This is a genomic window from Sorangium sp. So ce590 (assembly GCF_051521365.1).
GTDB lineage: Bacteria > Myxococcota_A > Polyangia > Polyangiales > Polyangiaceae > Sorangium.
Genome location: NZ_CP150346.1, coordinates 8,884,223 through 8,909,794, shown reverse-complemented (window position 1 = coordinate 8,909,794; position 25,572 = coordinate 8,884,223). Strand labels below are relative to the sequence as shown.

23 protein-coding genes and 1 tRNA gene are annotated in these 25,572 nt (G+C 69.0%); 14 read left to right on the top strand and 10 right to left on the bottom strand.

Annotation, left to right across the window (positions count from 1 at the left end):
* Positions 1-296: 296 nt before the first annotated feature.
* The 3 genes from WMF28_RS33570 to WMF28_RS33560 all read left to right on the top strand — a co-directional run bounded on the left by WMF28_RS33570 (position 297) and on the right by WMF28_RS33560 (position 2,375).
* Positions 297-533: a hypothetical protein gene (locus tag WMF28_RS33570; protein ID WP_437597551.1), complete on the top strand. Its 237-nt coding sequence runs from the start codon at positions 297-299 to the stop codon at positions 531-533.
* 49 nt (positions 534-582) lie between these two features.
* Complete coding sequence (locus WMF28_RS33565) at positions 583-1,590, top strand: cupin-like domain-containing protein (RefSeq protein WP_437597550.1); 1,008 nt, start codon at positions 583-585, stop codon at positions 1,588-1,590.
* A gap of 233 nt (positions 1,591-1,823) precedes the next feature.
* Complete coding sequence (locus WMF28_RS33560) at positions 1,824-2,375, top strand: DUF1993 domain-containing protein (protein WP_437597549.1); 552 nt, start codon at positions 1,824-1,826, stop codon at positions 2,373-2,375.
* Between the two features lie 33 nt (positions 2,376-2,408).
* On the opposite strand, the gene WMF28_RS33555 is transcribed toward WMF28_RS33560, so the two are convergent.
* On the bottom strand, positions 2,409-3,293 hold the full coding sequence (locus WMF28_RS33555) for a LysR family transcriptional regulator (protein ID WP_437597548.1): 885 nt from the start codon (positions 3,291-3,293) through the stop codon (positions 2,409-2,411).
* A 65-nt stretch (positions 3,294-3,358) separates the two neighbouring features.
* Here WMF28_RS33555 and WMF28_RS33550 point away from each other — a divergent pair, with 65 nt between their 5' ends.
* On the top strand, positions 3,359-4,162 hold the full coding sequence (locus WMF28_RS33550) for an SDR family NAD(P)-dependent oxidoreductase (RefSeq protein WP_437597547.1): 804 nt from the start codon (positions 3,359-3,361) through the stop codon (positions 4,160-4,162).
* Positions 4,163-4,265: 103 nt separating this feature from the next.
* Here the strand turns inward: WMF28_RS33550 and WMF28_RS33545 are convergent, their stop codons facing one another.
* Both WMF28_RS33545 and WMF28_RS33540 read right to left on the bottom strand, forming a co-directional pair.
* Complete coding sequence (locus WMF28_RS33545) at positions 4,266-5,006, bottom strand: hypothetical protein (RefSeq protein ID WP_437597546.1); 741 nt, start codon at positions 5,004-5,006, stop codon at positions 4,266-4,268.
* 85 nt (positions 5,007-5,091) lie between these two features.
* Positions 5,092-5,856, bottom strand: a complete 765-nt coding sequence (locus tag WMF28_RS33540) for a zinc-dependent peptidase (RefSeq protein ID WP_437597545.1) — start codon at positions 5,854-5,856, stop codon at positions 5,092-5,094.
* A gap of 106 nt (positions 5,857-5,962) precedes the next feature.
* On the opposite strand from WMF28_RS33540, the gene WMF28_RS33535 reads away from it, so the two are divergent.
* On the top strand, positions 5,963-6,745 hold the full coding sequence (locus tag WMF28_RS33535; protein WP_437597543.1) for a DUF1287 domain-containing protein: 783 nt from the start codon (positions 5,963-5,965) through the stop codon (positions 6,743-6,745).
* A 419-nt stretch (positions 6,746-7,164) separates the two neighbouring features.
* On the opposite strand, the gene WMF28_RS33530 is transcribed toward WMF28_RS33535, so the two are convergent.
* Together WMF28_RS33530 and WMF28_RS33525 are read right to left on the bottom strand one after the other, a co-directional pair.
* Positions 7,165-11,064 (bottom strand): tetratricopeptide repeat protein, encoded by a 3,900-nt coding sequence (locus WMF28_RS33530; protein WP_437597542.1) that lies wholly within the window; start codon positions 11,062-11,064, stop codon positions 7,165-7,167.
* Between the two features lie 551 nt (positions 11,065-11,615).
* On the bottom strand, positions 11,616-12,215 hold the full coding sequence (locus WMF28_RS33525) for a Crp/Fnr family transcriptional regulator (protein ID WP_437597541.1): 600 nt from the start codon (positions 12,213-12,215) through the stop codon (positions 11,616-11,618).
* Positions 12,216-12,313: 98 nt separating this feature from the next.
* On the opposite strand from WMF28_RS33525, the gene WMF28_RS33520 reads away from it, so the two are divergent.
* A complete protein-coding gene (locus WMF28_RS33520) occupies positions 12,314-13,126 on the top strand; it encodes a glycerophosphodiester phosphodiesterase family protein (RefSeq protein ID WP_437597540.1) in 813 nt (270 codons plus the stop codon).
* 491 nt (positions 13,127-13,617) lie between these two features.
* On the opposite strand, the gene WMF28_RS33515 is transcribed toward WMF28_RS33520, so the two are convergent.
* Both WMF28_RS33515 and WMF28_RS33510 read right to left on the bottom strand, forming a co-directional pair.
* Positions 13,618-15,228 (bottom strand): hypothetical protein, encoded by a 1,611-nt coding sequence (locus WMF28_RS33515; RefSeq protein ID WP_437597539.1) that lies wholly within the window; start codon positions 15,226-15,228, stop codon positions 13,618-13,620.
* Positions 15,229-15,246: 18 nt separating this feature from the next.
* Positions 15,247-16,368, bottom strand: coding sequence for a multiheme c-type cytochrome (locus tag WMF28_RS33510; RefSeq protein WP_437597538.1), 1,122 nt, complete (start codon positions 16,366-16,368; stop codon positions 15,247-15,249).
* Positions 16,369-16,530: 162 nt separating this feature from the next.
* Here WMF28_RS33510 and WMF28_RS33505 point away from each other — a divergent pair, with 162 nt between their 5' ends.
* The 8 genes from WMF28_RS33505 (at position 16,531) to WMF28_RS33470 (ending at position 22,246) form a co-directional block, all read left to right on the top strand.
* Positions 16,531-17,202, top strand: a complete 672-nt coding sequence (locus WMF28_RS33505) for a hypothetical protein (RefSeq protein ID WP_437597537.1) — start codon at positions 16,531-16,533, stop codon at positions 17,200-17,202.
* Positions 17,203-17,568: 366 nt separating this feature from the next.
* Positions 17,569-17,844, top strand: coding sequence for a hypothetical protein (locus WMF28_RS33500; RefSeq protein ID WP_437597536.1), 276 nt, complete (start codon positions 17,569-17,571; stop codon positions 17,842-17,844).
* A complete protein-coding gene (locus WMF28_RS33495) occupies positions 17,841-18,221 on the top strand; it encodes a hypothetical protein (RefSeq protein ID WP_437597534.1) in 381 nt (126 codons plus the stop codon). The genes WMF28_RS33500 and WMF28_RS33495 overlap by 4 nt, the downstream gene beginning before the upstream one ends.
* Positions 18,218-18,559, top strand: coding sequence for an IS66 family insertion sequence element accessory protein TnpA (gene tnpA, locus WMF28_RS33490; RefSeq protein WP_437596411.1), 342 nt, complete (start codon positions 18,218-18,220; stop codon positions 18,557-18,559). Before WMF28_RS33495 ends, tnpA begins: the two co-directional genes overlap by 4 nt.
* The gene (tnpB, locus tag WMF28_RS33485) at positions 18,556-18,927 is read left to right on the top strand and encodes an IS66 family insertion sequence element accessory protein TnpB (RefSeq protein ID WP_437596410.1); all 372 of its coding nucleotides are present in this window, start codon (positions 18,556-18,558) and stop codon (positions 18,925-18,927) included. Before tnpA ends, tnpB begins: the two co-directional genes overlap by 4 nt.
* Positions 18,928-19,047: 120 nt before the next feature.
* A complete protein-coding gene (gene tnpC, locus WMF28_RS33480; protein WP_437596409.1) occupies positions 19,048-20,652 on the top strand; it encodes an IS66 family transposase in 1,605 nt (534 codons plus the stop codon).
* 442 nt (positions 20,653-21,094) lie between these two features.
* Positions 21,095-21,562, top strand: coding sequence for a hypothetical protein (locus WMF28_RS33475; protein ID WP_437597533.1), 468 nt, complete (start codon positions 21,095-21,097; stop codon positions 21,560-21,562).
* Positions 21,563-21,985: 423 nt separating this feature from the next.
* Positions 21,986-22,246 carry a hypothetical protein gene (locus tag WMF28_RS33470; protein ID WP_437597531.1) on the top strand — a complete coding sequence of 87 codons (261 nt, stop codon included), beginning with the start codon at positions 21,986-21,988 and terminating at the stop codon, positions 22,244-22,246.
* 194 nt (positions 22,247-22,440) lie between these two features.
* Here WMF28_RS33470 and WMF28_RS33465 read toward each other — a convergent pair whose 3' ends face one another.
* From WMF28_RS33465 to WMF28_RS33455, 3 genes are all read right to left on the bottom strand, one after another.
* The gene (locus WMF28_RS33465; RefSeq protein WP_437597530.1) at positions 22,441-23,217 is read right to left on the bottom strand and encodes a hypothetical protein; all 777 of its coding nucleotides are present in this window, start codon (positions 23,215-23,217) and stop codon (positions 22,441-22,443) included.
* 158 nt (positions 23,218-23,375) lie between these two features.
* Entirely contained in the window at positions 23,376-24,455 is a 1,080-nt protein-coding gene (locus WMF28_RS33460; protein WP_437597529.1) for an HNH endonuclease, read from the bottom strand.
* Positions 24,456-24,785: 330 nt separating this feature from the next.
* Positions 24,786-24,888: transfer RNA gene (locus WMF28_RS33455), tRNA-OTHER, on the bottom strand.
* Positions 24,889-25,572: the final 684 nt, after the last annotated feature.

Sequence of the window (25,572 nt, the reverse complement as noted above, 5' to 3'; positions counted from 1 at the left end):
ATTCAGGGATTTCAGGCGCCGATGGGATGGCACATGTCGTGCACGATGCAGAAGCGGAGGTGTTCATGTCACGGTTCTTTCTTTCGGACGATGCATCGTTGTTATCGCCGCGGCCCACGCCCCCGCCTCGGACGGCGGCCCTGGTTCGGGGGGTATCCCGCGCTGCCGCTGCGGCTGCTGCAGCCTTCGTGGTTGCCTGTGGTGCGCCCGGCGTCGAGGATGGGAATCAGGGTGATCAGCCCGCCACCGAGCCTCAACCTGACGAGTGCTGTGGCGGCGCGACGGTGATCCCGCCGATGCATCCTCCTCTCGACGACGAGGGCGAGATCATCCCGCCGATGCATCCTCCTCTCGACGACGAGGGCGAGATCATCCCGCCGATGCATCCTCCTCTCGACGATGAGGGCGAGATCATCCCGCCGATGCCGCCGCCGTGCGGCGACGAGGGCGAGATCATCCCGCCGATGCCGGACGGGGAGGGGGGCGAGATCATCCCGCCGATGCCGCCGCCGATGCCCCCGCCGTGCGAGTGAGGTGTTCGAGGGGCGCGCCGGTGCATCCGTTGATCTCGTGAGGTGGAAGATGGGCGAACGTGATCGCGAGCTGGAAGTTGCGCCCGAGTGGTGGCGCTGGGCCACGGAGAACCTGCTTCGTGGCGTGCCGGAAGGCGTGGTGTCGGAGCAGCTCCAGGCAGCGGGCGTGACCCGCGCCCAGGCGACGGAGCTGCTCTCGACGATCGTCCGTTCGCCCATCTTCCTCGCTGCCCGGCCCTTTGCCCGGTCGGCGCGGCAGCAGGAGATGCTGGTGCGGCTGAAGCAGAGAATGGCGTCGAACGCCCTCGATCCGACGGGGATCCCACGGCGCTCGGGCGTGTCAGCCGCGGAGCTCCGCGACGTCTATGTCGCCGGGAACATCCCGGTCATCCTGACCGACGTGGTGACGCGCTGGCCCGCCTGTGGCCGGTGGACTCCGGCCTATCTCGCCGAGGCGTTCGGCGACGTCGTTGTCGATATCACGACGGGGCGCCAGAGCGATCCCGACTACGACATGCACGCGGCGCGGCACACGCAGAGCACGTCGCTGCGCGATTTCGTCGCGCGCATCGAGGCCGCGCGCACGGAGACGAACGACTTCTACATGGTCGCCAACAACCGTGTGCTCGAGCGGACGAGGCTGGGCTCGCTGCTGGACGACGTGGTGCTCCCGGACGGGTACTGCGCCGCGCAGCGGCTCCTCGGCAGCTCGGCGCTGTGGCTCGGCCCCGCCGGGACCGTCACGCCGCTGCATTACGACACGTCGAACATCCTCTTCGGGCAGGTGTACGGCAGGAAGCGATACCGCATGATCGCGCCGTTCGAGACGTCGCTGTTCGAAGGCGCGCGCGCGATGTACGCCGACCGGGACCCGGAGCAGGACCCGATGAGCCCGGTGCTCGTGAAGGACGCCGTGCTCGCGCCGGGCGAGGCGCTCTTCATCCCGGTCGGCTGGTGGCACCATGTCCGCGCGCTGGATGTCAGCATCAGCGTGGGGATCAACAGCTTTCCGTTCCACAACAACTTCGACTGGTACCGGCCGGGCAGCGTCGTGTAGCTCCCGATGCGGAGCACCGCGCTTCAGGCGGCCCTGACCGGCGCGCGGGGCAGGGCTGGGCACCGGGCGAGGGGGTGGCGAGCGGGTCTTCGACGTCCTACCCGCCCCTCAGCAGCTTTGCGCACGCGTTTTCGGGCGGCGGGCTCGCGGCGGGCACGGTTGTGAGGTAGTCATCGCCGCTCAGGGCGGCTCGCTCGCAGGAGCGAAGGCGCCCCTCACTCCCGGAGGGTCTCATGAGGGTTCCGATGCACGCGATGGCGGTCGACTCGTTGGTGATGATGCTGCGCAACCTGCTCGGCATCCTGGACAAGGGGGAGGCGCACGCGCGCGCGAAGGGCTTTGACCCTGCCGTGCTCGTGAACGGACGCCTCGCGCCGGACATGTTCCCGCTCTTCAAGCAGGTGCAATTCGTCTGCCACGGCGCCGAGGACTGCGCGGCGCGCCTGATGGGCAAGGAGGCGCCGCGTCTGGACGCTGGCGAGGAGACGCTGGAGGCGCTGAAGGAGCGGATCACCAGGACGATCGCTCGCCTCGAGGCGGCGCCGGCGGCCGCGTTCGAGGGCGCGGAGGACCGGGAGATCTCCGTCCCGCTGCGCGACGACCTGGTGCTGGAGCTCAAGGGATTTGCCTACCTGAAGGACTGGGCAATCCCGCAATTCTATTTTCACCTGGTCACGGCGTACGACATCCTTCGCCACAACGGGGTCGATCTCGGCAAGGCGGACTACGTGGCCGGTCTCGGCAACGCGATCCGCAAGAGAGGCGGCGGAGGGGCGCAGGAGTAGCCGCGCCTCTCACTCGGGCGTGCCCACGGCGGGCTAGCGAAGCGCGTCGCGCACCGCCGCGTCAAGCGTGTCGAGCACGAGGCGCACGCGCGGCACCTTCCGCAGCTCTCGATGGTAGGCGATGTAGATGGGCAGCGACGGCAGCTCCGCGTCGACCTCGATCCGCACGAGCCCCATCGAGCGCACCGCGGTCTCGGACATGAGCGCGATCCCCTGGCCCTGCAGCGCCGCTTCGAGGAGCGCGTGGTGCGAGTTCGACCGCAGGACGAAGCGCTTCGCCCCGTGAGCCGCGAGCCACGTCATCTTCGTCGTCGGCCCCATCATCCCTTCGTAACCGACGAAATCGTGGCGCTCGAACTCCGCCGTCCTCAGCCGCCCGCCCCGCAGCCTCCGCTCGACGTAGCTCGGCGCGGCGTAGAGCCCGAACGAAGCCCGTCCGACCGCGCGATGGACGACCACGGGAGACGACGATTTGCTCGAGCGCATCGCGATGTCCGCCTCGCGCCGCGCGAGGTCGACGAGCCGCGTCTCGGAGAGGATCTCGAGCTGCAGCGCCGGAACCAGCCGCCGGAGCTCGCAGAGGAGCTGCGTGACGGGCCGCACGATCTCATCGCTCAGCGACACACGCACGGTCCCGGAGAGCGCCTCCTCCCCTTTGTCACGGCGGATCGCGTGTATCCCGCTCTCCATTTGCTCGGCGAGCGCCACGAGATCGAGCGCGTCGGGCTCGACCGACGTCCCCCCGTTGCCCCGGCGCACCAGCGGCCGTCCGAGCGCCGCTTCCAGCGCGTCGATGCGCCGCGCCGCCGTGGAGGTCGAGACCCCGAGCGCCCTGCCCGCGGCGAGGAAGCTGCGATGGCGGTGCAGCGCGAGGAGCACGCGGAGATCGTCCCAGAGCGGAGGGCCGGCGTTTTGCATCCGTGGAAATCGGATTACCACTGATGTCCGTTGTCGACAAGCGCGCTGGAGGCCATCTTCCAGGCATGAATGCTTTTGATTTCACGGGCAAGACGGTGCTCATCACGGGCGCCTCGATGGGCATCGGCGAGGCGTTCGCCCGCGAGCTGTCGCGGCGCGGGGCGACCCTGGTCCTCGTCGCTCGCGGCGAAGAGAAGCTCGCCGCGCTGGCCTCGGAGCTCGGCAAGGCGCATGTCATCGCCGCGGATCTCACCGCTCCGGGCGCCGCGCAGCGCGTCTTCGACGCCGTCAGGGCCAAGGGGCTCGACGTCGATGTCCTCGTCAACAACGCCGGCTTCGGCGTCCACGGCGCCTTCGACGGCCTCGCCCTGGCGACGCAACGCGAGCAGATCGATCTCAACGTCGGCGCGCTCGTCGAGCTCACGCATCTCTTCATGCCCATGGTCGAGCGGCGTCAGGGGGGCGTCATCCAGGTGGCGTCGATGGCGGCCTTCCAGCCGATCCCGTACTTCGCGGTCTACGCGGCGACGAAGGCGTTCGTCCTCTCCTTCAGCGAGGCGCTCTGGGCCGAGTACCGCCCGCGCGGCGTGCGCGTCCTCGCCTTGTGCCCTGGCGCGACCGAGACGCCGTTCTTCCAGCGCTCGGGCGAGGTCCCGGGGACCAGCAAGAGGGCGCGGCCCGAGGACGTTGTGCGCCTCGGCCTCGCGGCCTTCGTGGCCGGCCGCGCCTCGGTCCTCCACGGCGCAGGGAACAACTTCTCCACGTTTCTCCTTCGCTTCTTCAGCCGCGAGTTCACCGTGAAGACGTTGGCCCGCCTGCTGAAGCCGCAGGCGCCCGACCTCCCCGGCGCAGCTCGTCGCGCGGCGTGACCTCGAGGTTCCCCCGGCGCCCCGGTCGCGCGGCTGGGCGGTCCAGGTGCGCTGTCGGCGTCGATGCGTGTTCCGCTGACGCGCGGCGCCGGGCGGCAGGGCCTCAGTCGACGCTGACGGTGGTCACGGCGGTCCAGTCGTTGCGGCCGCCTTCGGAGACGAAGTGGAAGCGGAGCGCGTCCTCGTGGCGCGCCGTCGAGACGACGGCCGCGCAGGCGCCGACGAAGTCGTCGGCGCGGCACGTGTCGCGGAGATCTCCGCGGTCGTCGAGCACGCCGACGCGGACGGGCGCCGCGTGGTCGCGCAGGTACGGCGCGGCGATGAGCTCGGCCAGGGTCGACGGGGAAGGGACGGGGGCGTCGAGGTCCCAGAGGCGAAGGTGCTTTGCGTCGGCGAGGTGGGCATAGAGCCGCTCGACCTCCTTGCCTGTGTCCTCCTCGACGGCGAGGGCGAGGAGGAGGACACGGTCGTCCTCGCGGGCGCGAGCGCGGGCCTTGAACGAGATGGGAGCGCGGAGGGTGAGCACGACGGGGAAGCGGCCCTGCGGCGCGCTGAAACGGACGAGGGTGCGGCCGAGCGGGCGAGGGGCCGTGAGGCGGGCCGGGGCGCCCGGGTCAGGGGGGAAGAGGAGGTATGCGGCGACGAGGAGGACAGGCTCGGGCGCGCCGCGGAGGAGGCCGTCGTGGCCGGAGGCGAGCTCGAGGGCGGTGAGGTTGAGGCGAAGGCGGAAGGAGCGCACGCGCTTCGCGGGCGGCGCGGCGGAGGCAGGCGACGCGGGGGACGCCGGGGCAGGCGCGGGGGGCGCGTTGCGCTTGCGGGACTTGGATTTGCGCTTTCGAGCCATCGAGGGGGCAGGGAGATACCACGACGGGCGGCGCACGGGCGCTCGGCGCGCGCGCGGGGTGGTGAAGGCGGCGGCGCTCGGCGCGCTATCGTCCGGCCGGGTCCTGCCGATAGAACGCCTTCAGCTGATCGTAGAGCTCCGGGTGCTTCGCCCTGAGCTTGCGTGGCTTCTCGAAGAAGGCCTCTGTGACGACGGCGAAGAACTCGGCCGGGTTCGTCGCGCCGTACGGGTCGATGACCGTGCGCTTGAGGCTCGCCTCGTCGCGGAGGAGGCGCTCGTACTCGCGGCCGAGGATGCGCGCCCACGCGGCGTACATCGAGCGCTCGGGCAGCTCGGGCGCGCCGTCGGCGGGGCCTTCCTCCTGGTCGAGCTGGTGCGCGAACTCGTGGAGCACGAGGTTGTGACCGTCGCTCACGTCCGCCGCGCCCGCGAGGACGCCGTCCCACGCGAGCACGACCGCGCCGCGCGACCACGACTCCCCGAGCCGCGCGCGGCCGCCCTCGACGACGACGCCCCCGTCCCGCACCTCCCGGCCGCGGGCCACGTAGGTGCTCGGGTAGACGAGGATGACCTCGAGCTCGGGGTAGTAGTCGGTCTCGCGGTGCAGGAGGAGGAGGCACGCCTGCGCTGCCACCGTGACCCGGATCTCGTCGGTGATCTCCAGGCCGCCGCACCCCTCGAACGGCTTCTCGGCCAGGAAGACCTGGATATGCCCGAGGAGCTCCTCCTGGTCCTCGGCCGGGAGGCGGCCGAAGCAGGGCACGTTCCGGTCGAGGATCGCGCGCCACGCAGGCGGAAAGGGCGCGCGGCGGACGGCGGCGCGCCGCCGCCTCCTGAGAAAGGCCAGCATCGACGCCCATCCTACCCGCTCGCGCGGCCCTGCCGGAAGACGGCAGCGGGGGGCCGCGTCGCGCGCTGCCATGTCACAGATCGTCCTCCTCGGCCGAGGAGGGGTCATGAGCTCACGCTTCTGGGCATTCGTCGCCGCCGTCCCCCTCCTGGCCTGTAGCTCGCCAGAGCTCGCTCCCCGCGAGATCCGCGTCGCGCCGGCCCCTGCGCCTGCGCCCGTGCCGACCCCCGTGCCCGCGGCGAAGTCCGCGCCCGGCCCGACCTCCGCGCCTGCGTCTGCTCCAGCGCCCCTCGCCGGGCCCGCCCCCGCCGCGGCGTCCTCCAACGCCATCGTTGCCCGCGCGCGCCTCGAGGTCGCCCGCGGCGTCACCTACGATCCCGCCTGGGTCGCCATCGGCTACCCGGGCGGCGATCCGGCCCCCGATCGCGGCGTCTGCACCGATGTCGTCATCCGCGCCGTCCGCGCCACGGGCGTCGATCTCCAGAAGATGATCCACGAGGACGTCCTCGCGCGCCGCGCCGCCTACACGACCGTCGAGCGCCCCGATCGCAACATCGATCATCGCCGCGTCGGGCCGATGCTCACCTACCTGCGCGCCCACGCCACGCCGCTCCCGAGGACGTTCGACGAGGCCGCGGTGAGCACATGGAAGCCTGGCGATATCGTGGTCTGGGCCCTCAAGCGGTGCCCTGCGTGCGCGCCGGATCACGTCGGCATCGTCAGCGATCGCAAGGGCCCGCGCGGCCTCCCGCTCGTCCTCCACAACATCGGCCCGAGGCCGAGCGAGGACGACGCGCTCGACGCCTGGACCGTGCTCGGCCACTTCAGGGTTCAGCCGGCGGCGGCGCCGGAGGGGGCCGAGGAAGCTCGAAGCGGCTCCGGCCCGTGAGGGGCGACACGACGTGACCCAAGATGCGCTTCCGAGAGGCTGCCGACCTGGATCTGTACTTCATTCAGAAAATAGAGTGAAGTTGAGACAAAATCAGCTTGTGTACGCCCACGGCAGTAGCAAGCGCGCTCGATGTCGCACCCGGCGCACTCCTCCGTCGTGCAACTCTTGATCAAACCAAGCGCGGCCGGCCGCGCAAGGCGCACACGCAATAGCGAACAGGAGGCACCGCCGAGCAGCTACGAGCGGCGCTCCTGGACGCGCTGTCGAGGCTGCCGCCGGAGGCCGCATCCTGGCGGCGCACGATCTCGATGACGAACCGATGGCGGTCCTGGTGGAGCGGTCAGCCGTGCCGCTCTCGACGCTCCACTGAACCTGATCGGAGCGAGAAGTCACGCTCCGCCGGGGGGCGTCGAGAGTCACTTCGGGGACTTGCTCTGAAACAACTCGATGCGCTTAAGCAACTCGGGTGAGGCCGGCTGGTCAAGCATCTCCAGGAGTTGGCTCAACTTGTGAAGAATGCTGGAGGTGACACCCCCAAAGGCAGGAGGCAAGGCGAGAAAGAAGGGCCAGATCACGTCGAGTGCTTCCTGGACGGACGATAACGCCGCTTCGTGCTGCTCCAGCTCGCTCTGCAGCCCGCCGAGGTTGTCGAGGCTTATGGCAACGTTCGGCAGGAACGCATCGGGCCGCTGCTCGGTCAACTTGCGGCGAATATCGACGGCTTCATGGATCGAAGCGAGCGCTGCTCCCCGCTGTCCCAGTTCACTCTGCGTGATGCCCAAGTTGTTGAGGCTCATGGCGAGGTCGGGCAGGAACGCATCGGGCTGCTGCTCGGCCAGCCTCCGGTGGATGGCGACAGCCTCCTGGGTGGAAGCGAGCGCCGCTTCGCACTGCCCCACCGCGCTCTGCCGATTGCCCAAGTTGGTGAGGCCCATGGCGAGGTCAGGCATGAACGCGTCGGGCCGCTGCTCGGCCAACTCCCGGTGGATGACGACAGCCTCCTGGATGGAGTATAGCGCCGCTTTGCGCTGCCCCATCGCGCTCTGCCTCACGCTCAAACTGCTCAGGCTACCGGCGAGGTCAGGCATGAACGCATCGGGGTGATGCTTGACCAACCTGCGTCTGATATTGACGGATTCTTGGGTGGAAGCAAGCGCCGCTTCCTGCTGTCCCAACTCGCACTGCTGATTTCCAAGGTTGTTGAGGCTCATGGCGAGATCAGGCATGAACGCATCGGGCCGCTGCTCGGTCAACTTGCGGCGAATATCGACGGCTTCATGGATCGAAGCGAGCGCTGCTCCCCGCTGTCCCAGTTCACTCTGCGTGATGCCCAAGTTGTTGAGGCTCATGGCGAGGTCGGGCAGGAACGCATCGGGCTGCTGCTCGGCCAGCGTCCGGCAGATGGCGACAGCCTCTTGAGTGAGGGCGAGCGCCGCTTCTCGCCGTCCTACCTCGCGCTGAAATATGCCGAGATTGCTAAGGCTACCGGCGAGGTCGGGCAGGAAGGCATCGGGCCGCTGCTTGGCCAGCCTGCGGCGGATGTCGACGGCCTCTTGGGTGGAAGCGAGCGCCGCTTCCGGCTGCCCTAAATCGCTCTGCCTACCGCCCAGGTTATTAAGACTAGCGGCTAAGTCGGGCAGAAAGGCATCGGGCAGTTGTATGGCCAGCCTGCGGCGGATGCCGACGGCCTCTTGGGTGGAAGCGAGCGCCGCTTCGCGCTGCCCTAGTTCGCTCTGCCGATTTCCTAGATTGTTAAGGCTAATGGCTAGGACGGGCAGGAAGGCATCGGGCCGCTGCTCCACTAGCGTGCGATAGTGCGCGACAGCCGCTAGGGTGGAGGTGAGCGCCGCTTCCCGCTGTCCAAGCGCGCTCAGCCTCTCACCCAGATTGTTCAGCAAGCGTGCTCGCTCGGCCAATATGTCCAGATCAGATCCTTCCGGCGGGTACTCCAATAACTTGTTTTCAGCCCACAGCACCACCTCGCGGAGGGACACCGTGCGCTCTGGCAGTCCTGCCTTCTGCATTTGCGCTGCGAGCTCGACCGTCCCCTCCCGCTCGAGCGCCCTCGCGAGCACTGTCCCGAGCCGCGCATGCGCTGTGCGCTCCCCGATCGCCTTGGCTGCCGCGAAAGCTGGCAATGACCGGCTCGCCACGTCGCGCCCTAGCAAGTGCGCGAGCCACGGATCCGCGTCTTCAGGGTGATTCTCCGACAAGAGACCAAGCACGGAGAATGCAGTCCGGAGCGCGTCCTCGTTAACGCGATCGAACACGCGGTCGAGGTATGTGCTCGCGTTGCCGTCCTCCAGCGAGAGGGTCCGGTGGACCATGGCCTCGCCCAGCAGGTCAGGCTCAAGCCCGCCTAGGTAGACTCTTCCGCCGGAGGCGTCGCGTTGCCCAGGGTAGAGGGCGTGCAGGAACAGGACATACCGGTTGATGATCCTCTCGTCGCGCTCCCCCATTGTCCGGCCCACCAGCATCGCCGCCGCGTCGCGGCTCGACGTTCCGCCGCGTAACGTAAGCGCGGCCACGGCGCGTCGCATCCGCTCGGTGAACCGCTGCGCGTCGAAGAACTCACCGTGCGGGAAGCGTGAACTCCAGAAGCGCTGCTCATGATCGAGCATGCTGCCTATCAATGTATCGGGGGTGAACTGCCATCCCTCCACTGTTGCGAGCGCTGCCATGTGCACGTAGAGCACCCGATCGTAGCGCCGGTCGTCGAGCGACGGCGTCGCTAGTGGAACGGGTTTCCCCAAGATGCGCGCGAACCTCACGGCCGCCTCCTGGAAGGCCACCGCACGCGCGTGACCCTTGGCAACCACGGGTAACAGCTCTCGCGGTGCATGATCGCCGAGCAGCGTTCCCACCTGGGCATCAGAACCCTGCAGGAACGTCCACCAGTCGCCGCTGTTGCGCGCGAGGAGCACCAAGCGCAGCCGACCCCAACCCTTTCCGGCACGCAGATGCGCCGCAGGTGCGAGGAGGTCGCGCAGGTCCGGGCGGCTCTCGGCATAGTCGATGACCGCGAGCGTGGGACGTTCGGTGGCTATGAGCGCTTCAAGCTGCCCCCTGTCAACATCTCCTGGAACGAAGCCCGCTCGCCACCCCTCGCGTCGCAGCCGAGCGCACGCCTCGATGAAGAGCCTTGTCTTGCCCATGCCGCCGGGGCCGTAGAAAAGGCGTGCACGCACGGAGGCCGGATTATCGCACCAGGAATGGATCTCCTGGAGCAGTTCAGTGCGGCCGAAGAAGGGCACGACCTCGTGGCGAGCGTTTAGCAGCGCGGCGGGGCTCGCCTCTTCGGGCGGCTCCGACGTACCCGGGACCAGGAGGTTATCAAGAGGTTCTTTCGCGGCGTGTGGTGGAAGGTTCTCGCGGAGAAACGCGATCAGGCACTCGGCTGAAGCACGGGCGGCAAACGTCTTCATATTGTCACTCTTGAAGACGTCAGCGTGGTCCATCACACCCTTCATGACGATGGCGAAAGGCAGTTGCTTGAGGTATGCGAGCGCGAGGATAGCGGATGTCTCCATTTCCAGACCGATGACCTTGCGCATGGCCGATTCGGTCACGAGTCGCTCGAAGATCGTCGGATCCTCCACCACGGGGGCACCTGATGCGACCGGGCCGACCACAACCTTGAAGGGGCCGGCATCGCGCAGCCCGTCGGGTTGAAGGGTCATCAGGCGCCGGATGTGCTTCTGCCCCGCCTCGGTAAGCGTCAGCTCCCCATCGGCGAGCCACTTTAGCTTCCAGAGTTGCTTCACGACCGACTCGTAATTGGGGCACTTTGTCTTCCGGTCATGATGCAAGATGGGGTTCTCGCCCCGGGCGAGCCGTTCGAGGAGCCAGTTACCCTGGTCCTCGTAGCTAGTCGGCCGTGCGAGCCAGGGCGCTCCAGGATCAGGTATGAAGCGCTCTGCCCGGTGCTTCCACTCGGGCGGATGAATTCGATAGAGGTCCATGTCTCCAAGGAAGCGCTCGATGCGATTTCCATGATCATCGATCACGACCTTGCGTTTCCCCTCATCGTAAGGCCACGTCCTATCGGCAATGATCACGTCGCCGAGTGCGACGTCGTCACGGCGACCGGCGCAGACTCCGCACATGGCGAGGCAACGAATTGTGGGGTGTCGTTCGAGCAGCGGGGCTGCTGCCATCACTGCTTGCTCCCTGCCCATGCCGAAGGCCCGCGTCACTGCGATCTGAAGGACGCCACTCTCCACCCCGAAGCTGCGCACGAAGAGCTCGAGACCCGTCGAAGTCTCGCGCTCCTCCCACGCGCTGCCCGCGACAGCACCGGTGTCGACGTCCCGCACCGCATCGCATTCTTCCCTTACAGCTGTTACGATTAGTGCGTCAATGTGCTCGCCGTTCGCAGTTCCACCACGCATGGAGATCATTCTGCGACGCTTGGCCACGCTCGGTCAACGAGGCGTTTGCCGAATGTGATATTCCGTGCCGCCCGACCCGGGTTGCGCGTGCAAGCTTCGCTCGCCCGGTCGGCCCCGCCGCCCGGTCGCGGCTTCTCCTCCGCTCAGTCCCACCCGATCGCAACCGTCGTCACCTTCAGCCCCGAGAGCACCTCGTCCCCTGACAGCGCGGCGAGCACCCCGTCGTCGTCCGATGGCACGAACAGCGCCAGTGTCGCCGTCGTGAGCCCCTGCTGCTGCGCGTAGCGCGCCGCCTGTGTCCCGTGTCCCCTGCGGCCCTCATCGTGTCCCCTGCGGCCCTTATCGTGTCCCTGCGATTCGTTTCCGTGTCCCTGGCGGCGAGCGCGCAGCGACTCCAGGTCGGGTGGCCACGCAGGCGGCCGGTTTCGCCGCCCGCCGCGGAACGACAACGGTAGCCCAGGGCGGGTCGCCCGGGATCACGTCACGCGCTTCGGCGCCGCGCGCCGCGCGCGGATGCGGCTCAGGGAGACGGGCGTGATGCCCAGGTACGACGCGATCTGGTACTGTGGGACGCGTTCGACGAGCGCGGAATTGCGGGCGAGCAGCGCTTCGTAGCGCTGCTCGGCGCTGAGCGTGAGCAGCTCCGCGGCGCGCTGCTCGCGCTCGACGAAGAGGGCCTCGGCGACGCGCCGCCCCAGCGTGTTCCAGCTCGGATGCCGGTCGTACATGCGTTCGAAGGCCTCGAAGTCGGCGACGAGCACGCTCGAGTCCTCGAGCGCCTGCACGCTGAGCTGCGACGCGCAGCGGCCGAGCAAGGCGGCATACGCGCCCACGAGCTCGCCGGCCGCGGCGAAGCCGCGCGTCACGTCGCGCCCCCGCGAGGTGACGTAAAACTTTCGAATCAGGCCGCTCCGCACCAGGCCGAACTCGCGCGGCCGCTCCCCGGCGCGGGTCATGAACTCGCCGCGCTCGAAGCGCACCAGCCGAGTCAGGCCGAGAAAATGGCGGATCTCCTCTTCGGGGATGCGTGCGTAGCCAGCCAGAAACTCGCGGACCGCAGCGAAGGAGCCCTGCACGGGCGACGTAGCTATCAGCGCAGGGCCAGCCCGACAAGCGCGCACGATCTTATCCGAAGTGAATGCGCGCCCCAGGCGATGGGCCTTACGGTGCGCGCATGTCGAGCCACCGCCACCCGCTGCTCTCGGATGGATTTCGGATCATCGCGTACCGCGGTGGCGCCGCCGAGCGGCCCGAGAACACGCTCGAGGCGTTCCAGCATGCCGCGTCGCTCCCGGGCGACGTCGTGATCGAGCTCGATGTCCGGCGGACGGCGGACGGCGTGCTCGTCGCGCACCACGACGAAGATACCTGGCGCACGACGGGCGCGCGCGGGCGCGTCGCCGAGCTGCCGTATCCCGCGCTCGCCCGGCTCGACGCGGGTTTCGCGTTCGAAGCGCGGGGGCAGCATCCGCACCGCGAGCGCGGCGTACGCATCCCCACGGTCGACGACGTGCTGGCCAGCTTCCCGCGGCACCGGTTCGTGCTCGACATCCACGCGACGCAGCCGCGGATTGCGGCGGACGTGGCGGCGCTCGTGGCGCGCCACGACGCGGCGTCGCGCGTGGTGATCGCGAGCGAGACGCCGCGCGTGGTGGACGCGATCCGGAGCGCGCAGCCAGGCTGGTTGTTCGCCGGCACGTCGCGCGAGGTGCTGCTGCGCGTCTTGCTGGAGCGCGTGCGACTCGACGCGCTGGCGCCGTGCACCGGCGGCGTCTTGATGATCCCGGAGTTCCATGGCGCACGGCCGGTGCTGAGCCGGCGCGGGCTGCGGCGGGCGCACGCGCGCGGAGAGCGGGTGTGGGTCTGGGTGGTGGAGCACGTCGAGGACCTGGCGCGCCTGCGCGACCTCGGGGTGGACGGCGTCTTCACGCCGTGCCCCGCGGCGTTCGTCGCGGCGCAGGCTGCGGACGCGGATCGGCCGCGCTGAGCGCGCGCCGCAGTGCGTCCAGTCGCGTATCTACCCGGTGCTACGCACCAGGCCACCCCACCCCACCCCAACCTGGGTCGGGTCGGGTCACCCCCGCCGAGGGCTTCGACGCGGGCGTGCGGCTCGCGGAGGCCGTGCCGCAGGACATGATCGCGATCCCGTGCGGCGCGGATCTGAGCATGGCCGTGGTCGGCGCGCCGTCGTACTTCGCGCATCGCCCGGAGCCGCAGACGCCGGGGGGACCTCCGCGATCACGGGTGCATCCCAGAGCTCGCTCCCCGCGAGACCCGCCTCGCGCCGGCGCCTGCGCTCGTGCCGACCCCCGTGCCTGCGGCGAAGTCCGCACCCGGGCCGACCTCAGCGCCCGCGCCTGCTCCAGCGCCTCTCGCCGGGCCCGCCCCCGCCATGGCGTCCTCCAACGCCATCGTTGCTCGCGCGCCTCGAGGTCGCCCGCGGTGTCACCTACGATCCCGCCCACCGCCGCCCCGTCTTCACTTCGCGACCTCTCCCGTCTTCAGATCCAGCTTCAGATCCCGCACCACCTCCGGCTCGGCGCACACGATCTGCGGCGTCGAGCCCTGCACGTCGGTCTTGATCCGTTCCTGCAGCTTCTTCGCGAGATCCCAGCTCGGCACGAACGCGGCGAAGAAGCGCTGCCCCCTGTCGCGCGTCACGACGAAGCGCGCCGGCGAGAACTCCGTGCGTCCTTTGAGCGCCTTGCGCGTCAGCGGGAAGTCGTAGTCGTCCGGCGCCGTCTTGCTGAACGTGTAGAGCACAACGAGGTTCTGCGGGCACGTCGGCCCGCCGGGCCTGGGGAAGGGCCGGTTCGCCTTGGGTTTCGGCGGCGGCCCCTTCTGGAGCTGGAGGGGCCCCGGCGCCGCGCCCGCGGCCTCGCTGGCGCCGCCGTGCTTCAGGATCGCCCCGCCGGCCGCCACCCACACCGCCCCGTCGCTCCCCACGACAACGTCCTGGGCCTTCACCCCGTCGGGCAGCGGCGCCTGCTCCCAGGCCTCGCCCTTGCGCGCGAACAGCGCCCCGTCCGCGATCACCCACAGCGTCCCGTCCGGCGCCGCCGACGCCGTGAGCACGTGCGCGCCCTTCGCCGGCGGGTCGATCGGCCTCGGCTCCCCGTCCTTGTAGCGGAGCACGACCCCGTCCACGATCCACGCCTCGTCCGCGCCGGGGCCCGGCAGGATCAGCGTGCGCGCATCGTCGGGGAGCTGCCCCTCGAACCGCGCCGGGACCGGCAGGAGGGTCGCGCGCTTTTCGCCCGGCTTCCATACCTCCAGGGCGCCCTCGCCGCTGCAGTCCTCCCCGTAGCTCAGCGCGGTCCCATCGCGCGTCGCCCCGAAGGCCCGCGGGCGGACCTCGGTCTCCGGGTAAGGCAGCGGCGCTTCCCACCCGCGGCATGGCCTCTTCTTGGGCGCCGGCGTGATCGTCAGCCCCACCCTGGGCCCGCGCAGCGTGATGAACTTCGGGACCCCCATCATCGTCGGCCCCGCCAGCCCCACGAGCGAGCTGCCCATCCTCGCCACCCCGGTGAACGACAGCCCCTGGTCGCTCACCCGCTGCACCCAGCCCTGCGCCCCCAGCACGTAGTGCTCGGCGATGCCGGTGCGGCCCGTGGTGCCCGTCGCGATCAGGTCGAGCTGGTCAGGATAGCGCCCGTGGACGCCGATCACGGCCACCCACCACCCCGGCACGTGCAGCCGCTTCGGGAACTCGATCTTCCCATCCTTCAGCACGCCGACGGCGGAGGCGACCTGCTCCCCCTCGGGCGTCATCAGATGGGTGGTCGACACGAGCAGCGCGCCCTCCACCGCGTGCAGCCGCAGATCGATCTCCGCCGGGACCTGCGCCACCGGCGTGAACGCCGACCTCGGCGGCGGCGCCGGCGTCGTCGCCTCGTCCGCCTTTACCCCGCCCGCCGCGCCCACGGTGCTCGACGCGCCTGCCGCGCCTGCCGTACCCGACGCGCCTGGCCCCTCTGCTGCGGCCTCCGCGCGCGGCCCGTCCGCTGCCCGCGGCGCCGGCGCCGGTCCGCACCCTGCCATCGCCATCACGAGCCCGCCCAGCCCCCACCACGCCCTTCGCCCGATCATCGCTCCTCCTTCGTCCGCTCACGGCGCGAGCCTCCCCGACGCCACCCGGATCTCGCCCTCGATCTCCGCCTCGCGCAGGTCCACCCCGCTCGGGTGTGCCACCCGCTGGTAGGCCACCTGCCACGCGATCGTCCGTCCCTCGCCGGCGGCCCCGACGTCGAGCTCCACCGTCACGGGCTCCGCGTGCACCCGATCGTCGGCCACGAGCTTCCGCCCGATCGTCCCGGGCCGCAGGACGAAGTGCCGCGTCAGGTAGCGCTCGTCCTGCCCCAGCACCAGCTCGTCGGGCCCGAGCGCCTCGGCCGACACCTCGAGCCTCCGGAACAGATCCCCCGTCGGGAACGCGTGCCCGGCGTTCGCGGGCGCGAGCGTCACCGCCACGCGCGTCGCCGAGCGCCGCCGCGCCGTCACCGCCACGGCGCTCCGCACGAGCGCCTCGTCCCGCGATCCTGCGAACCCGTGGCCGCGCCGCCCCCCCGGCCCGCGCGGCATGTGGCACGCCGCGCAGGGCTGGTCCGCGGCCGGCGACGCGCGGTGCTCGGTGAGGGTCGACTGCATCAGCTCCGCGGCCGACCGCCCCCGCGCCGTGGGGAACGCGAACTCGTGGCAGGCCGCGCACGCGTCCGCGCCCCCGAACCGCGCGTCCCGGATCACCGCGTGCGGCGCCGCCGGCGGCGCCCCGCTCCCCGCCCACGGCGCTGCGAGCACCGGCGCCACCGCCTGCCCCGCGAGCTCGCCCTCGCCGTCGCTCGTCACGTGGCAGGTCACGCACCCCACCCCGAGCGCCCCGAGCGCCTCCGGCTCTGGCTCCTCCGGCCTCGCCTCGGGGGCGTGGCAAGCCCGGCAGAACGGCATCGGCTCGATCGCGAACGCCCGCCGGTAGGCCGGCTCGGTGTTCGCCCGGTGGTGGAGCGACGCGCGCCACTCCCGCGCCACCTCCTCGTGGCACCCCTCGCAGGCCCGGTTCGCGCTCACCGCCGCCCCGAGCCGCGCCCGCGCCGGCCTCGGCATGGGCACCCGCGCCGCCCCCGCGGCCCCAGGCAGCGCGCTGAAAGCCGGCGCCTCGACCTCGCCTCTCGGCCGCGCGGGCGCGTCCGGCGCGGCAGCGCACGCGCCCGCGAGGGCGCCCGCGATCAGCAAGCCAAGGCCAGGTCCACAGCGCGGCACAGCGATCGTTGCGGCTACAACACCCCCGCCGCTGCGTCACCTCCGAGGCACCCGCGCGGCGCCGGCCGCTCCGCCACGGTGTCCGTCGGTGCAGGCGGCGCGGCGCCGTAAGATCCCGCGGGCTACCGTGTTTCCATGTCCATGAAAGAGCTTGCTCTGGTCCTGTGCCCCCTGCTGCTCCTCGCCACGGGCTGCGCCGCTGGGGAGCCCGAGCCGGCGGGGCCCCCTCGCCCGGGCGCGGACAACCCCTGCGCGCCGGGGGGAACGCCGCGGCCTCCCCGCCAGCACGTCGTGGCCACCACGGTCACGCCGGACGGCCAGATCGTCGACTGGATCCCGGTCGAGTCCCAGACGCCCGACGGCAAGATCGCCACGCCTCCCGCGGGGCCGACGGGCCCGGAGGGGGCCAATCCCCCGCCGCCGGCGAGCCCGGACGGCGCCGCGCCGGCGCGGTCTTCGGCGGCGACCGCCGTTCAGCTCGGGCCGAGAGGTCCGGCCGGCACGGTGCCGGTGCTGCGCCCCCGGCGGCCGCAGTGCGACTGCTTGCCCGGGTATGTCCAGCAAGCCGACGGCTCGTGCGCGGCGCTTGCGTCGCGCTGCTCGGGCGAGGGAGGGATGGCGTCGGGCAAGTCGTTCACGACCTGCTGCCCGGATCTGACGCCCATCGCGCGCATGGAGCGCGTCGACGGTGCGTGCGTGACCACGGCGCCCGACGCGCACCTCTGCGCGAGGTGCGGCGACGGCGCCTGCGGCGCGGGTGAGAACGACTGCAATTGCCCGGGCGACTGCGGTGGAGCCCGGCCCTGAGTGACCTGACCCAGGTTGAGCGCGCAGGTTGAGCGCGCCGACCCAGGTTGAGCGACCCAGGTTGAGCGTGCCGACCCAGGTTGAGCGTGCCCACCCAGGTTGGGATGGCGGGGGTAGCTACAACCTTCTACCCAGCTTCGACGGCAGAGGCCGCGGCCCTGGCAAGCGTCTCGGAGAGCGAGGCGACCACGGCGGCCCGAGACGACGGGTCGGCCGGCGCGCGCCGCCGTAGTCGCCTCGCTCGCCAGCGCCCTCAGCCGCGCCGTCGCCCTCGAGGATCACGTCGCGGCTCGTATCGTCCACGAGGCGATCGGCCGGCTGCTCGTCGTGCCCGCGGCGTCCGGCGACGGGGGCGAGCCCGCACCGATGGCAGCCCTCCCCCACGAGCGGGTCTTCCGTTCGCGCAACCAGGCGCTGCGGTCGCTGCGGGACATCATGACCCGCGACGACGCGGCCCTCCGCTCCCTCGCGCCGGGACAGGTGCACTCGGGCTCCTACACGCCCAGGGAGACGCTCGAAGGGCTGGAGTCCAAGTCAGGGCAGCCAGCCCAGCGCGCGTGCGTGAATCGTGCCACCTACTCGATCGGCCGCCTTCCGAACGGTCTGCTCCACCTGCTAAATTTCGCCCCCCGCCAATCATGAGCTCATCCAGCCAGCGAACCCTCGTTATTCTCGACGAGCGCGGCGCCGCCGCGCGCCTTCCGTCGCAGATCGCGTCGCTCGTGCAGGGGCACCGGATCATCCACCTCTCCGACACGCGCCACGCCCCCTACGCCACGCTGTCGCGGGTGTCGGCGGCCCGCCTCGTGCTCCTGTGCCTCGACCTGGTACGGGGATACGGCATCTCCGCGGTGCTCCTGGCCAGCGCGGCGGCGTCGCGCGCGGCGCTCCCGGTCGTGCGGATCGGGTGCGCGCGGGCGGGGATCGCGCTCCATGAGGGCGCCGTATCCGTTCGGCGACCACCATGCTGTCCTGGAGCACCGGCGCTGCGTAAAACCCCGAGCCGGAGGTGTCGATGAACGAGAGCACACGCACCTGGCGCGACCGAGTGGCGCGCTGGCATAAGAGCGGGCACTCAGCCCGCGTGTTCGCGGAGAAGGAGGGGGTCAACCCAGGTACGCTCTACTCCTGGAGCCGCCGACTGGGGATGAAGCGGAGCGAGTACCGGCACCGCTCGGACGCGGCGAAGCTGCCTTCATTCCTCCCGGTGGTGGTAGCCTCCCCGGAGGCGACGGCGCCCTCCTCGAGCGCACCGCTGGAGATCGTCTTGCCGGACGGAGCGGTCGTCCGCGTCCCGCCGTCGTTCGATGAGGTGATGCTAGCGCGCGTTGTTCGTGCGCTCGGGGGGGCGCGATGATCCCTGGCCGCGTCTCGATCTACGTTGCCACCGAGCCGCTCGACTTGCGCCGCTCGTTCGATGGTCTCGCTGCCGTTGTGCGCGAGGTGCTACGACAAGACCCGCTCTCCGGAGCGCTGTTTCTCTTCTTCAACCGGGCAGCCGACCGCTGCAAGGCCCTTTGGTGGGACCGCAGCGGGTACTGTCTACTTTACAAAAGGCTTGAGCGCGGGGCATTCCGAGCCCCGCGTGCCGTCACTCCGGGAGCCACAAGCGTCCTCATCGACGCCGCCGAGCTCGCGAAGATCCTTGAAGGCATCGCGCTTTCGCCTTCGAAGTTGCGGCGAGAGGTCCGGCTCGCCGAGACTGCCTCGCCTCCAGCCCCCTGATCCTACCTGATAGCTCTGCCTTCTCGCGGGTAGCACCCATGGATGCATTCCCGTGAGAGGCAGTAATTTTTCTCAACAAACCCCTTCAAAAAGCAGGAGCTCACGAGTACTTACCGCGCCGTGAGCAAGCCGATCGAGGAGCAGATTCGTGAGCTCAAGGACAAGCTCGCGCGCGCTGCCCACGAGCGGGACGAGTACCGCAAGCTCTACGAGCTCGCCAGCATCGAGCTGGAGCGGCTTCGCCGGCACATCTTCGGCCAGAAGGCCGAGCACGTCGACCCCGGGCAGATGCAGCTCGCCTTCGACGCGATCGTGCAGCTGCTCGCGGGCGCCGGTGCGCAGCCGGACGCGGGCGCGACCAGCTCGCCGGACGGCCGCGATGGCGCGGCGCCGAACGGCTCCTCCGGAGGCGGGGACAAGGGGCGCCAGGTCCGCCCGCACGGACGGCAACGCCTGCCCGAGCATCTGCCTGTCGAGCGGATCGAGCTGTTGCCGCCGGAGGCGCACGATGAGCGCGCGACCGCGCTTGTCCGCGTCGGCGAGGAGATATCGGAGACGCTGGAGTGGCGGCCCGCGAGCTTCGTGCGGCTGCAGATCGTGAGGCCGAAGTTCGCGGTCAAAGGGGAGCCCGAGCAGGGCATCACGATCGCCGACGTCCCCGACAGCCCGATCCCGCGCTGTCTCGCCGGTCCGGGTTTGCTCGCGCACGTGCTGGTGAGCAAGTACGCGGATCACTTGCCGCTCCACCGGCTGGAGAAGATCTTCGAGCGCTGGGGCCTTCACCTCTCGCGCTCGACGCTGTGCGGCTGGGTCGAATCGTGCGCCAATAAGCTCGCGATCCTCGTCGGGGCGATGACCAACGATGCCCTGAACGCGCACTGCATCGCCATCGATGCCACCGGCGTGCTCGTGCAAGCAAAGGACAAGTGCCGGCGGGGCCACTTCTGGGTCCTGGTGGCGGACCGAGAGCACGTCCTGTTCCGATTCACGCCCCATCACAACCAGGATGGCCCGAAGGCGTTCCTTCGCGGCTACAAGGGCTATGTCCAGGCCGACGCCTCGAATGTCTACGAGCAGCTCTACCGCACCGAGCAGGTGACCGAGGTCGGTTGCTGGGCCCATTGCCGGCGGAAGTTCTTCGAAGCGATGACCTCCGACCGGGACCGCGCGACGGTAGCCATCGGCTTCATTCGCAAGCTCTACGCGATCGACAAGGAGACCAAGGAGCTGCCTCCGAGCCGTCGAACCGAGCAGCGCCGGATCGATGCCGAGCCCGTGCTCGTGGCCTTCCGCGTCTGGCTTGAGACAGAGGATCTGCTCGTCCTGCCGCGGAGCCCCATCGCCGGGGCCATCGGCTACGCGCTCAACCAATGGACCGCACTCACTCGCTTCCTCGAGGATGGGCGGCTTCGCTTGGATAACAATCGGAGCGAGCTTGAGCTCCGTCGTGAAGCCGTGGGCAGGAAGAACTGGCTCTTCGTGGGCAGCAAGGACGGCGCCGAGTGGAACGCCACCATCGTGTCGCTCATCGCCTCCTGTGCGCTGCACGGCATCGAGCCGTGGGCCTACTTGCGCGACGTGTTGATCCTGTTGCCAACCTGGCCCCCCGAGCGGGTCATCGAGCTCGCTCCCAAGTCCTGGAAGCAGACCCTCGAGAACGCCGACGCTCGGCAGCGGCTCGCGGCCAGTCCGTGGCCCCGGGCGCCAGCCGCGACGCCCAGCTGATCGCTGCTCTGCGTCGCCGTCCACTGCCGCGGGCATGGACGCCGCCTTGCCGCCCGCCGGGCGCGTCGCTCGCCGGCTTTGGGGTGCTGGTGCCGCCTCTTCGATGCTCGCGCGGTCGACGCATGGCTTCCGGCGCCTCGTCGACGACTCGGGCCCGGCAGCGGCATCGGCGGCACGCGGCTTCGCCGCCGCGCGCCTGCGGGCGACGTGCACGCGGGCGGCGACCTCGGCGTCGACCGCCGTTTCCTCCGCTCGCTGCTGGGCCCAGCCACCCTTCGTCGCAGACCGCTCTTGCTCTCGCATCGCGTCGCGAATCTACGGCGACGGCGCGCACCACGCGAGGATGGGGTCTACAGGACGCATACAGGGCGCCTCGCTGGCCGCGAGGGAGGTGGTCCGTCGGCACCGCTTCGGCGATGTCGCCGTGCTTGGAGGCGAGATCGTGGACGAGCGCGCCGTCGCCGAAGCGCTCGCCGAGGCGGGGCTCTCGGCCCGCACGCGGGCGGTGCCGCTCGATCTGGCCTCGCTGGGCGAGGGGGGCAAGGACGCGCTGGGCCGGCTCGTGGAAGCGCAGCGCGCGCAGGTGGGGACGTACGTGCTCGGCTCGTCGGAGGCCGCGCGCGTCGCGGATCTGATCCGCCGGTCCGATCCGGACGCCGTGATCGTCGAGGCGGACGCGGCGCTCGCGGCAGAGGTCGCCGTGGCGCTGGAGGCCGAGCCGGCGGCGGGAAAGACGGCGTCCACCGTGATTCGCTGCGCGACCGAGGCGTCCGAGCACTGGCAGGAGCGCATCGCGGAGCTCGCCGGCGTCCCGCCCGACGCCGTGGCCGGCCGGTGGGTGATGCCGGCCGGGCCGAACGAGGGGCCCTTCGCCGTCGCGATGGACGAGGACGGAGATCCGCTGGACTGAGCCGGCCGCGCGACACTGACACTGCCTGGGCTCAGCTACCTGGGGAGTCGCGACCCGGCCCGGGTCGCGCGCCTCATCTCAGCAGCTTGTACGTGAGTGTGCCGGAGAACCGCGCTTCGCTCTTACCCTCGCCTCCGGGTCGCCCCGCCAGGCGCTGGCCCGGGGCGACGCTGCCGCCCTCGCCGAGGTGGACGCTGAAGCATCCGAAGGCGGCCGGTTGGGCCCGCGCTGGGCCACAACGGAATGAGGACCCAGACGTCCCTGTCCCATGAAACTGTTGAGATCGTTGCACCTTCCGTCGTCCACTCCTCTGCACCAGCGACGTCGCCCAAGGACGAATTTGCGGTGGTGAACCGTCGCGATCTGTTGGATCCCCCGGGATTTGGGAGGGGGGTGACGACGGATCGCACCCGTTCGGAAGGCATGGACCCAACGTGGGCCCAGCTCGCGAGCCTCGGGATCGGAGAGCTCGCGCCGACCGACCCGTCGCCGCGCGCTGCCGTGGTCGCCTCGCTCGCCAGCGCCCTCAGCCGCGCCGTCGTCCTCGGGGATCACGTTGCGGCTGGTGTCGTCCACGAGGCGATCGGCCGGCTGCTCGCCGTGCCCGCGGCGTCCGGCGACGGGGGCGAGCCCGCACCGATGCCAGTCCTCTCCCACGAGCGGGGTCGGTTCACTCGAAGGTAACGCCGAGCACGCATCAGGCACGGGACAAGGCTCGCCTGCTCGACCCCAATCTCGGCCGTCCGCCTGCTCGAACTAATTGACGCGCCCCACGCACGACGCCGGCCACACGCGGAGCTCCGGCGCATCGCGCTGGCTACCAGGTTCAGCTGCGCCGGCCGAGCAAACGCGAGGGCCGCGTCTGCTGCGAACCGGAGTTAGACCGCCTGCGTGTTGCGGATGATCCGGAGACGATCGCATCGACCCAAGTCTCGATCGAGATAGTAAACACCATCAAACGAGCTGCGGAAGGGATGCTCGAGAACGGCCCTGGTCAGCTGGCCGTGGGTTGACCATCGACCATGTCCTGGCAGACCGACGGAAGGTCTTCGAGAACCATGGACTAGAAGCCAAATACTCCGGACGCGAGCGCGATACGCAGGCAGTAGGAGCTCCTTGGCGTCAAGAATTGCCTGGACCGCGGACTCTTCGACCTCAAGGTAGTCGGCCACGACAGCTTGCCAGATGGATTCCGTTTGGTAATCTGGCGTCGGCGCGACCATGACGTGGCTGAGCACATCGCGCAGGGATCCGGGAAGGTTATCCGCTGGCGTCTCGGCTGCCCCCCGCGCCACAAGATCCACCAGGTCACCAACAAGTCCCTGCGGAATGCGGCCGGAGTCGCCGCGGTCCGGAAAGACGTACACATCAACGCGAGGCAGACCTCGGGCGCTGATGCAGTCCTTCGCCTGCGACAGCAGCTGGTCAAGTCGCGCCTCTCGAGCGCGACGTGCCGAGCCACTCGAGCGGGAGGAACTCTCGTGAAGATCGCGATGATACGAGACAAGTTCAACTCCCAGGGACATGTCCGGGCGTACAAAATCTGGTGCATCGAGGAAGCGGAAGTCACTTTGCACAAGATCCGTAGCGTCGCAAAATTCAGCGAAGACAGCGTGCTCTTCAGGCGTTCCGGTCGCGCGTGACGTGCTAGTCATACCCGCTCCACCCATGCATCAGGCCGGCACATACAGAGCGGTCTAACGTGCAGTGCAACCGTTGGCGTCCTGAGCAAGCACGGCGACCGGAGAGCGCCGTGCGCTGCGATGGCGTCCATCGAATGCAACTGCACGTTAGCAGGCTCGTTCTTCACGCTTCACGTCTTCGATTCCGGAGGGTCTGTCTTCTTCAGTATCTTGCTTCCAATCAACGACAATGCGGCTTCTTCAACCCACCCCGATCCGCTCGCCATCCCAGGATGCCATCGATCGACATCCCTGAACTGGAGAAACATTCGACTTCTCACAGCAGAAATTGCTGAGTCGGTGAAGTCGCTCAGCCTGCTGAGGTCAGCGTCCCCCTCTGCAAGAACATTCGCTGTGGCTTCCTTCAGGCGGTCGACGTCTATCCAGTCCGTCCCGTGGGCTTCGGGATAAAGTATGTGCTGTATCTGGGTTATGGTGCGCACGACCCTCAGAAGCGTGATGCAATGTTCGGATACATCGACTCGTGGAATCTTGGCGAAGAGGAGGGCACCGAGCCATTCAAGCTCTTCCGAGTTCGGGCCAGAATAAGTTATCTCACGAGAGAAGATCTGGCGCATAAGTGGTTCAAACTGAGGGGAAGCCGCGTTTGGCGTAATGGCGACGGCTTGAACCAGCTCCGGCTCAGGAGCGTCGTCGAACGAGAAGTCCGACCACGCAGCGGTGTCGGTCCTTGGCTCGGGATCCTTGGATGTCGCATTAAGCGGCGTCGACGTTGCGGGGGTCGACTGCACGACAATAAGGGACGCCTCGCCCTCACGTCGTGCCCGAAGCTTCCCCTTTATCTGCTTCTGTGCGACCACGTCAGGCGAGCTGTAGCGGGTGATCTTGCTGTGGCAGTTTGCACAAACGGTGAGCATGTGCTCGGGATCGTGGTGCTGGAGCTTCGCCCACTCAAGGATGTGGTGAAACTCCAATGGGGCACTATCAAGACATACAGCACACTTGTAGCCTGATTCCAGCAAAAGTGCGCGCCTGACCCCGATGGGCGGGTGACGGCCGGGCTCTTCTTGTTCAAAGGTCGCAATGAAAGCCTCAAGGTGCTCTTGGGCGATATCGAATCCGTGAGGGAGCTCGACCGCGGGGAGACGAACGCGCGTTCGCGTTCGAGGAGTCTCGACACCTTCCTCGATCGCGAGAATCGCCTGTTCCTTAGAAACGCCCAGGATAGACGCAACTTCGTTCACGTTCATAAGGACTTCCTTGACCTGTCATGAGGTTCGCTTCGACCGGTCTGCGACTGCGTCATCGTCCTGCTAACGCGCGCTTCACCCGTGAGCGACGGAGGGGCGCCGCAGGTGCCCCTCCGTCGCTCGTCGGGGTGCAAGCGCATGTTAACCGCCACTCCTCGCAAGATGGTTTGAGGATGAACCCTCTCCTTGGCCCCGGATGATCTGAGCGAATATCTTGAGGGGGAATTCCTTGTTCCGCCCTCCTTTGGTGGTAGCCGGTGCCGCTTCGGCACGAATGTACGCGCTCGTCGGACCTTGGCCCACGGTGTCGTCACGAGCCACGCCCTTTCTTGGAGACCTGCCGAGGACTCGAACCTCGTCCTCCCCCTTCAGCAACCGGCTGGGTTTCAGCCGGCTCCTGGAGGGGGAGCTCTACCAGTTGAGCTAGCAGGTCAGGGACGGAGACGAGCGTAGCATGGCTTGTGGGTGCTGCGAAAGGTCCGAAGCGCTGGCGCAAGTATCCGGTAACGATGGCGTGAATCCTGGGGCTTTCCTGCCACGAATGGACCTTTCGAAGGAAGCTCTTGTCTGCCTTCACCAATACACATATTTCTTCTGCCGTCGGTTGCGCATGCGCACAGAGGTTGCGAGCAAAATTCTTGAGGGCGCGCGTGAAGAGGATGAAGTCGTCGAACCCGATGTTCTCTACTTCGTTCGGAGCATTTAGGCGTTGATAGAGAGAACCGATGAGAGCAGCACGAAGACTGTCACGGCGCGATGAAATCTTCCTGGGCTCCTCTGTATCCGGCTCGTGAAGAAACCGGTTTCGCACTAACCGGTAGTACTCCAGCACTCCGACCTCGATGGAACCAGCTTTGCGCTCCGCGACACCGAGAATGTCAAGTAGGTAATGAACCGGGCTCTCCTTGCTCTTGCGGCTCCTGAATTGACGCGGAAACTCGCGTCGAAAGCTGTCCATGAATAGCTCTGTGTACTGCCACACTGAGACAATTTGCAAGTGTGCCCACTGTTTGCGCAGGGACGCGGGATCAAAGGTGTTAACCTTGACGCCATAGGTGTCGGCGAGGCTTTGGACACGCTCACTACCGCCAGCGCTGGATTCTGCCGCGAGATGACG

Bases quoted from the DNA above. Each gene is read 5' to 3' on its own strand.
- WMF28_RS33570 (WP_437597551.1), top strand. From the start codon at position 297: ATGCATCCTCCTCTCGACGACGAGGGCGAGATCATCCCGCCGATGCAT.
- WMF28_RS33565 (WP_437597550.1), top strand. From the start codon at position 583: ATGGGCGAACGTGATCGCGAGCTGGAAGTTGCGCCCGAGTGGTGGCGC.
- WMF28_RS33560 (WP_437597549.1), top strand. From the start codon at position 1,824: ATGAGGGTTCCGATGCACGCGATGGCGGTCGACTCGTTGGTGATGATG.
- WMF28_RS33555 (WP_437597548.1), bottom strand. From the start codon at position 3,293: ATGCAAAACGCCGGCCCTCCGCTCTGGGACGATCTCCGCGTGCTCCTC.
- WMF28_RS33550 (WP_437597547.1), top strand. From the start codon at position 3,359: ATGAATGCTTTTGATTTCACGGGCAAGACGGTGCTCATCACGGGCGCC.
- WMF28_RS33545 (WP_437597546.1), bottom strand. From the start codon at position 5,006: ATGGCTCGAAAGCGCAAATCCAAGTCCCGCAAGCGCAACGCGCCCCCC.
- WMF28_RS33540 (WP_437597545.1), bottom strand. From the start codon at position 5,856: ATGCTGGCCTTTCTCAGGAGGCGGCGGCGCGCCGCCGTCCGCCGCGCG.
- WMF28_RS33535 (WP_437597543.1), top strand. From the start codon at position 5,963: ATGAGCTCACGCTTCTGGGCATTCGTCGCCGCCGTCCCCCTCCTGGCC.
- WMF28_RS33520 (WP_437597540.1), top strand. From the start codon at position 12,314: ATGTCGAGCCACCGCCACCCGCTGCTCTCGGATGGATTTCGGATCATC.
- WMF28_RS33515 (WP_437597539.1), bottom strand. From the start codon at position 15,228: ATGATCGGGCGAAGGGCGTGGTGGGGGCTGGGCGGGCTCGTGATGGCG.
- WMF28_RS33505 (WP_437597537.1), top strand. From the start codon at position 16,531: ATGTCCATGAAAGAGCTTGCTCTGGTCCTGTGCCCCCTGCTGCTCCTC.
- WMF28_RS33500 (WP_437597536.1), top strand. From the start codon at position 17,569: ATGGCAGCCCTCCCCCACGAGCGGGTCTTCCGTTCGCGCAACCAGGCG.
- WMF28_RS33495 (WP_437597534.1), top strand. From the start codon at position 17,841: ATGAGCTCATCCAGCCAGCGAACCCTCGTTATTCTCGACGAGCGCGGC.
- tnpA (WP_437596411.1), top strand. From the start codon at position 18,218: ATGAACGAGAGCACACGCACCTGGCGCGACCGAGTGGCGCGCTGGCAT.
- tnpB (WP_437596410.1), top strand. From the start codon at position 18,556: ATGATCCCTGGCCGCGTCTCGATCTACGTTGCCACCGAGCCGCTCGAC.
- WMF28_RS33470 (WP_437597531.1), top strand. From the start codon at position 21,986: ATGGACCCAACGTGGGCCCAGCTCGCGAGCCTCGGGATCGGAGAGCTC.
- WMF28_RS33465 (WP_437597530.1), bottom strand. From the start codon at position 23,217: ATGACTAGCACGTCACGCGCGACCGGAACGCCTGAAGAGCACGCTGTC.
- WMF28_RS33460 (WP_437597529.1), bottom strand. From the start codon at position 24,455: ATGAACGTGAACGAAGTTGCGTCTATCCTGGGCGTTTCTAAGGAACAG.